The 6,714-nt window shown below is 27.5% G+C and carries 6 protein-coding genes and 5 tRNA genes; 10 read left to right on the top strand and 1 reads right to left on the bottom strand.

What is annotated here, in order from left to right:
• Window positions 1–262: 262 nt before the first annotated feature.
• Entirely contained in the window at window positions 263–1,180 is a 918-nt protein-coding gene (locus tag EJJ37_RS11835; RefSeq protein WP_133015786.1) for an aldo/keto reductase, read from the bottom strand.
• Between the two features lie 161 nt (window positions 1,181–1,341).
• Between EJJ37_RS11835 and EJJ37_RS11830 the strand changes: the two genes are divergently transcribed.
• The 10 genes from EJJ37_RS11830 (at window position 1,342) to asrB (ending at window position 6,714) form a co-directional block, all read left to right on the top strand.
• Window positions 1,342–1,415, top strand: a tRNA-Gly gene (locus EJJ37_RS11830).
• 74 nt (window positions 1,416–1,489) lie between these two features.
• Window positions 1,490–1,566: transfer RNA gene (locus EJJ37_RS11825), tRNA-Arg, on the top strand.
• A 4-nt stretch (window positions 1,567–1,570) separates the two neighbouring features.
• Window positions 1,571–1,646: transfer RNA gene (locus EJJ37_RS11820), tRNA-His, on the top strand.
• Between the two features lie 3 nt (window positions 1,647–1,649).
• A tRNA-Gln gene (locus EJJ37_RS11815) sits at window positions 1,650–1,724 on the top strand.
• A gap of 5 nt (window positions 1,725–1,729) precedes the next feature.
• Window positions 1,730–1,805: transfer RNA gene (locus tag EJJ37_RS11810), tRNA-Lys, on the top strand.
• Window positions 1,806–1,936: 131 nt separating this feature from the next.
• Window positions 1,937–2,932 (top strand): ABC transporter ATP-binding protein, encoded by a 996-nt coding sequence (locus tag EJJ37_RS11805; RefSeq protein WP_133015785.1) that lies wholly within the window; start codon window positions 1,937–1,939, stop codon window positions 2,930–2,932.
• Window positions 2,933–2,934: 2 nt separating this feature from the next.
• Entirely contained in the window at window positions 2,935–3,744 is an 810-nt protein-coding gene (locus EJJ37_RS11800) for an ABC transporter permease (protein ID WP_133015784.1), read from the top strand.
• A 5-nt stretch (window positions 3,745–3,749) separates the two neighbouring features.
• On the top strand, window positions 3,750–4,541 hold the full coding sequence (locus tag EJJ37_RS11795) for an ABC transporter permease (protein WP_133015783.1): 792 nt from the start codon (window positions 3,750–3,752) through the stop codon (window positions 4,539–4,541).
• 345 nt (window positions 4,542–4,886) lie between these two features.
• A complete protein-coding gene (gene asrA, locus EJJ37_RS11790; RefSeq protein ID WP_133015782.1) occupies window positions 4,887–5,930 on the top strand; it encodes an anaerobic sulfite reductase subunit AsrA in 1,044 nt (347 codons plus the stop codon).
• Window positions 5,923–6,714, top strand: a complete 792-nt coding sequence (gene asrB / locus EJJ37_RS11785) for an anaerobic sulfite reductase subunit AsrB (RefSeq protein ID WP_133015781.1) — start codon at window positions 5,923–5,925, stop codon at window positions 6,712–6,714. Before asrA ends, asrB begins: the two co-directional genes overlap by 8 nt.

The raw sequence follows: 6,714 nt of genomic DNA, 5'->3' as shown, positions 1-6,714 counted from the left end.
TTATATTAAAGTTAATTTGTATATTAATATTTTTAGTTTATTTAAATATATATATTTAGAAGTTAACAATTTATTATATAAAATATAGCAGAAGTCGTTAACTCATAAGGTGGTTAGGCAGGAAATTGTATCCTTTAGCTTAAAAGCTAGTGATAGAGAAAAATTAATGATATTATCGGAAGGAAAATTACACTAATTCCTGGAGGTAATATCATTAATTTTCGTCATCACGGCAATTAAGCTCTAACGAACAATTTAGATATTAAGGGAGTTGATTTCCAGCGGCTATATATAGAGAGTACCATTCTTCACGAGTTAATTGTATGTTAGAAGCAGTACAGATATCTCTTAACCTATTTTCATTTGTTGTACCAACGATAGTTTGTATTTTAGCTGGGTGTCTAAGTATCCATGCTGTTGCAATTGCAGTAGAGCTTACATTATATTTTTCAGCAAGCTCGTTAAGTTTTTTATTAAGTTCAGGGAACTTAGGATTGTCTATAAAAGTTCCTTCAAAGAATCCATATTGATATGGAGACCAAGCTTGGATAGTAATATCATTTAATCTACAATATTCTAAAATAGAGCTATCTCTATCTATGGAAGGAGAATTTTTCATATTAACATTTAATCCAGAATCAATAATTCCAGTATGCATTATACTAAATTGAAGTTGATTAATTGTAATTTTATTTTTTAAGTACTTATTTAATAATTCAATTTGCATTGAATTGTGATTGCTAACTCCAAAATTTCTAACTTTACCTTCAGTGTATAATTTTTCAAAAGCTTCACTTACCTCTTCAGGTTCCATTAATGTATCTGGTCTGTGTAGTAATAAAATGTCTAAGTAATCAGTTTTTAGTCTTTTTAATATACCATCAACTGAATCTAATATATGTTCTTTAGAATAGTCATACATGCCAGGTCTAATAGCACATTTTGATTGAATAATAATTTTTTCTCTTAGAGATGGTGTTAAAGAAATTGATTCGCTAAAAATTTCCTCAGATTTTCCCTTACCATAAATATCTGCATGATCAAAAAGGTTTATACCACAATCTAAGGCTGTATTAATTAAGTTATTTACTTCATTTTTATCTAGATTCGCAATTCTCATGCAACCTAAACCAATCTCTGATGCTGTAATATTACCATTTGCCATAATTATTTTTTTCATAAATATAATATCCTCCGCATAATGTTTAATCATTTACATTATATCATTCAAAGGAATTATAAGTCCATGTAAATAAAATATGAAAAAATAAAATAAAAAAATATGAAAATAATGTTGACAAACATCGACAAAAATAATATACTAAACAACGTAGTCGATGCGCGGGTATCGTATATCGGTAATACTCCAGCCTTCCAAGCTGGAAAGGTGGGTTCGATTCCCACTACCCGCTCCACTTTATTTGAATATAAAACTCAGTTATGCCGAGAAAATTCAAATAACTAAATCTAAGATTTAGATTTTTATTTTGCGTGTTTAGCTCAGCTGGATAGAGCAACGCCCTTCTAAGGCGTGGGCCAGGAGTTCGAATCTCTTAACACGCACCAGATGGTGAACGTAGTTCAGTTGGTAGAGCGCCAGTTTGTGGCACTGGTTGTCGTGGGTTCGAGTCCCATCGTTCACCCCATATAGGGATATCGCCAAGCGGTAAGGCACCACACTTTGACTGTGGTATTCGTAGGTTCGAATCCTGCTATCCCTGCCATTTTTGGTTTACTAGCTCAGTCGGTAGAGCACTTGACTTTTAATCAAGGTGTCCGGGGTTCGATTCCCCGGTAAGCCACCAAAGCAACTAAGAAAATTCTTAGTTGCTTTTTTGCGTTAAAAAAGATATTATTATAAAAATACTAAAAAGAATATGAAGAATAGTTAAATAATGGTATAATATTTGATGAAGTAAAATAAAAGGGTGAGTTTATGATAAGGGTAGAGAATTTAAGTAAAGAATTTAAGATTAATAAAAAATATCCAGGATTTAAAGGTGCAATTAAATCTTTTTTTTCAACAGAGCATATTACAAAAAAAGCAGTAGATGATATTAGTTTTGAAATAGATGATGGAGAAATAGTAGGATATATAGGGGCAAATGGAGCAGGAAAATCAACAACAATAAAAATGATGACAGGAATTTTAACACCTACAAATGGAATCGTTACCGTAAATGGTATAGTACCATATGAAAATAGAGAAAAAAATGCTAAAAATATAGGAGTAGTATTTGGACAAAAGACTCAGTTGTGGTGGGATTTGCCTATATCTGAAACTTTTTCACTATTAAAAAATATATATGATATTACTGATAATGATTTTGAAGAAAGAATGAAATTTTTTAAAGAAATATTAGGATTAGATGAATTCTTTTTAAATCCTGTTAGAACATTATCTTTAGGTCAGAGGATGAGAGCTGATTTAGCAGCAGCGCTTATACATAATCCAAAGGTTATATATTTAGATGAGCCTACTATAGGATTAGATGTAGTTGTAAAGGAAAGTGTACGTAAAGCAATAAAAGAAATAAATGCAAAATATGGGACAACCATTATATTAACTACTCATGATTTAAATGATATAGAAGAACTTTGTAGTAGGATAATTATAATCGATAAGGGTAAAAAAATATATGATGGTGAAATTGAAGGAGTTAAAGAAAAATACGGTTATTTAACTACAGTAGAGATACAAGTAAAAGAAGATAATTTAGAGAGTTTTAATGAATTTACAGATATAAAAGAAGATGATGAATTTAATTTAACATATAATGATAATAAATTACTTGTAACATTTAATAAAAATAAAATATCTTCAGCAGATATTATAGGTAGAACAATGAAAAAATTAAATGTTGTTGATTTTTCAATAAAAGAAACTAGCATAGAAGATATAGTTAAAAAAATGTATAGAAATGAGGTGTAGAAATGGAAGAAATAAAATCTTATCTGCCTTTTACTAGGAATGTATTTCAACGTCTTATTTCATATAAAGCTAACGCAATAATATTTATGTTTGGTGATTTTCTTATGCTAGCTGTTACTTATTATTTGTGGAAAGCTATTTATGGAAGTACCACCGAAGCTGTATTAAATGGATTTACTTTTAATGAAATGATAATATATATATTTATATCCTTTTTAACATCAATAATGATAAGTGTTGATATAAGTCATGATATATCAAGAGAGGTTAAGGATGGATCAATTGCAATTAATTTAGTAAGACCTATAAATTATGAAAAAAGAATGCTTTTTCAGGGGTTAGGAAATGTATTATATAATTTTATAATTATATTTATAATAGCTTTTTCTGTTACTACATTTTTGTTTTATAAATTTTTTGGATATATAAGTATATTTAGAATAATTATTTATTTTATAAGTATTGGATTAGGAATCTTTATTAACTTTTACTTTAGTTATATATTTGGAATTATTTCTTTTAAGATAACAAATATGTGGGGATTATCACAAATAATGCAGGCTATAGTAAATTTATTATCAGGAACTTTAATACCAATAGCATTTTTCCCTAAGTGGGCACAAACTATAACAAATTTTTTGCCTTTTAGTTCTGCCATATATACTCCATCAATGATTTACTTAGGAAAAATAAATGGAATAAGTATTTTACTTGCTTTAGGGTTACAATTGTTTTGGGGAGTTGTACTAATGATAATAGCTAAAAAAATGTGGAAATCTTTAATTAAGACTTTAACAATTTTAGGGGGATAAGATATATGAAAAGGTATTTTAGATTATATTTAAAGTTTTTGCAACAGTATATCAAGACCTTAATTGAATATAAAGCAGATTTTGTATTAGGCCTTATAGGATTTTTGTTTGTACAATCCATAGGGGTAATATTTATTGCATTAATATTTAATACTATACCATCATTAAAGGGATGGAGTTTTTATGAAATATTATTTATATATGGGTTTGCACAAATACCTAGGGGGATAGATCATGTATTTACAGATCAGCTTTGGATATTTAGTTGGCAGACTATAGTGGAAGGAAAATTTGATAAATATTTAGTACGACCATTAAATCCGTTATTTCAAGTAATAGTGGAAAAATTTCAGCCAGATGGATTTGGAGAAATAGTTATAGGTACTGTTCTTTTAATTACTTCATGGATAAAACTTGGATTGGATATATCTATTGGTAAAATAATAGCATTAATAGTTGTTATAATTTTTGCAAGTTTAATTTATACTGCAATAAAATTAGCAGTAGCATCTATTGCATTTTGGGTAAAGTTTGCTCAAAGCTATTTATTTATGGTTTATCAATTAAGTACTTTTGTAAAATATCCAATTACTATTTATCCTTCATGGATAAAAGGAATAGTAACTTTTATAATACCATTTGCTTTTACAGGATATTTTCCAAGTGCATATTTTTTAGGAAGAGAAAGTTTCTTTAGTGGTATTTTATTAACCTGTATAGTTGGAGTAGTTAGCTTAATTATTGCCTATAGAATTTGGTTAATTGGAATGAAGAGGTATGAAAGTAGTGGTAGCTAAATTAATATTATAGTTTAATAGTAAAAAATGGAATTATTGGATTGTATTTAGATTTTATCTAGATATAATCCTTTTAATTTTATATATTTATTTACAAAAAAAGTTGGAATTTTAAATTTTCAAGTATGCTAAACTCATATTTATTATAAATTTCCTCTAAAGTTTATTTAGAATTTAGAAGTAAGAGTTATTGGAAAATTAAACTAATTATAATTTTTTTTAATAATAACGATGATAAAATTCAATTGTTAATTTAATAACAAAAGTAGTATATTAAATTTATGGGAAGTAAATAAAGGAAATAAGACTTTCCTAATAGTTAAACTAAATTTTGGAGGGATAAATATGGGATATAAATTATTATCAAATGAGATAAATAGTTTATTTGAAAAATTAAAAGAAGAATACAAGATATATGCACCAAAGAGATTTGTTAAACAGGGGAGATATTCAGATACAGATATAATTAAATATGATGAGGTTAATTCCTTTGAAGAGATTGTTTATAATGAAAAGTCAACATATCCAGCAAAAGAGGTAATTACACCAATTAATCAGACATTATATTTTTTTACTGAAGATGAGTTTAGAGAAAGTAAAAATCCATATGGTAATAAAAAAATATTAATATTTGCAAGACCATGTGATATTAATGCTCAAAAAAGGCAAGATAAAATTTACTTGGAAAATGGTGGTTTTGAGGATTTCTTTTATAAAAGAATTAGAGAAAAAGTTAGATTTGTATGTATGGAATGTGTTGAAGGGTTTGATACTTGTTTCTGTACAGTTATGAATAGCAATAAGACAGATGATTATAGTTTAGCTATCAGATTTTATGAAAATTCAGCATTATTTAAAATTAATGATGATGAATTTGATAAGTATTTCACAAATTGTACTGAAGAAGAATTTGAACTTAAATTTATAGAAAAAAATATGGCGGAGGTAAATATTCCAGAAATAGAAAGCAAAGAAGTATTAAATAAGTTAAAAGAACATTCAATGTGGAAAGAATATGATAGAAGATGTATTCAATGTGGAAGTTGCACAATTGCTTGTCCTACATGCTCTTGTTATACAACTAGAGATATTATTTATAATGAAAATACAAATGTTGGAGAGAGAAAAAGAGTGCAAGCATCATGTCATATTGATGGATTTGATGAAATGGCAGGAGGACATATATTTAGAAACAATGCTGGTGATAAGATGAGATACAAAGTTTTGCATAAGATACATGATTATAAAGAAAAGTTTGGAGATACTCATATGTGTGTAGGTTGTGGAAGATGTACAGATAGATGTCCAGAAAATATTTCTATTACAGCAACTATAAACAAAGTAGATAAAGCAGTTAAAGAAATAATTGGAGGGGAATGTAATGAATAATATATTAACACCAAAAGCATGTAAGATTATTGATATAAAAAAAGAGAGTAATTTAGAATATACATTTAGAGTTGAAACTGATATTAAGGTTAAGCATGGACAGTTCTTACAATTATCAATTCCTAAAATTGGAGAAGCACCAATATCTGTTAGTGGATTTGGAGATGGATATTTAGACTTTACAATTCGTTCAGTAGGTAAAGTAACAGATAAAATTTTTACATTAAAATCTGGAGATACATTATTTTTAAGAGGATCTTACGGTAAAGGATGGCCAGTAGAAAAATTTAAAAATAAAAATATAATTATAGTGGCAGGGGGAACTGGAGTTGCTCCAGTAAGAAGTATGATTAATATGTTTTATAATGATGAAACATATGCAAAAAGTGTTAATCTAATATTTGGATTTAAAGATGAGAATTCAGTACTTTTTAAAAGTGAATTAGAGTTATGGAAAGAAAAGTTTAATACTATTTATACATTAGATAAAGGAGAAAGAAAGGGATTTGAAAATGGATTAGTAACAAAACATTTATCAAAGTTGCCATTAGATTCATTTAAAGATAATTATGAAGTAATAATAGTGGGACCACCAATGATGATGAAATTTACAGCTTTAGATTTTATAAAACTAGGTGTGCCAGAAGAAAAAATATATGTTTCTTTTGAAAGAAAAATGTCATGTGCTATAGGAAAATGTGGACATTGTAGAATTGATGAGACATATGTTTGTTTAGAAGGACCTGTATTTAATTATACTAAGGCAAAAAGTTTATTGGATTAG

Origin of the sequence: Clostridium cuniculi (assembly GCF_004353185.1) — a bacterium.
Classification (GTDB): Bacteria; Bacillota; Clostridia; order Clostridiales; family Clostridiaceae; genus Clostridium; species Clostridium cuniculi.
The sequence above is the reverse complement of the archived record's forward strand: the minus strand, read 5'-3'. Positions and strand labels throughout refer to the sequence as shown.

What these genes read in the sequence shown, in the direction of transcription:
- EJJ37_RS11835 (WP_133015786.1), bottom strand. Translation starts at nt 1,180, where the DNA reads ATGAAAAAAATAATTATGGCAAATGGTAATATTACAGCATCAGAGATT.
- EJJ37_RS11805 (WP_133015785.1), top strand. Translation starts at nt 1,937, where the DNA reads ATGATAAGGGTAGAGAATTTAAGTAAAGAATTTAAGATTAATAAAAAA.
- EJJ37_RS11800 (WP_133015784.1), top strand. Translation starts at nt 2,935, where the DNA reads ATGGAAGAAATAAAATCTTATCTGCCTTTTACTAGGAATGTATTTCAA.
- EJJ37_RS11795 (WP_133015783.1), top strand. Translation starts at nt 3,750, where the DNA reads ATGAAAAGGTATTTTAGATTATATTTAAAGTTTTTGCAACAGTATATC.
- asrA (WP_133015782.1), top strand. Translation starts at nt 4,887, where the DNA reads ATGGGATATAAATTATTATCAAATGAGATAAATAGTTTATTTGAAAAA.
- asrB (WP_133015781.1), top strand. Translation starts at nt 5,923, where the DNA reads ATGAATAATATATTAACACCAAAAGCATGTAAGATTATTGATATAAAA.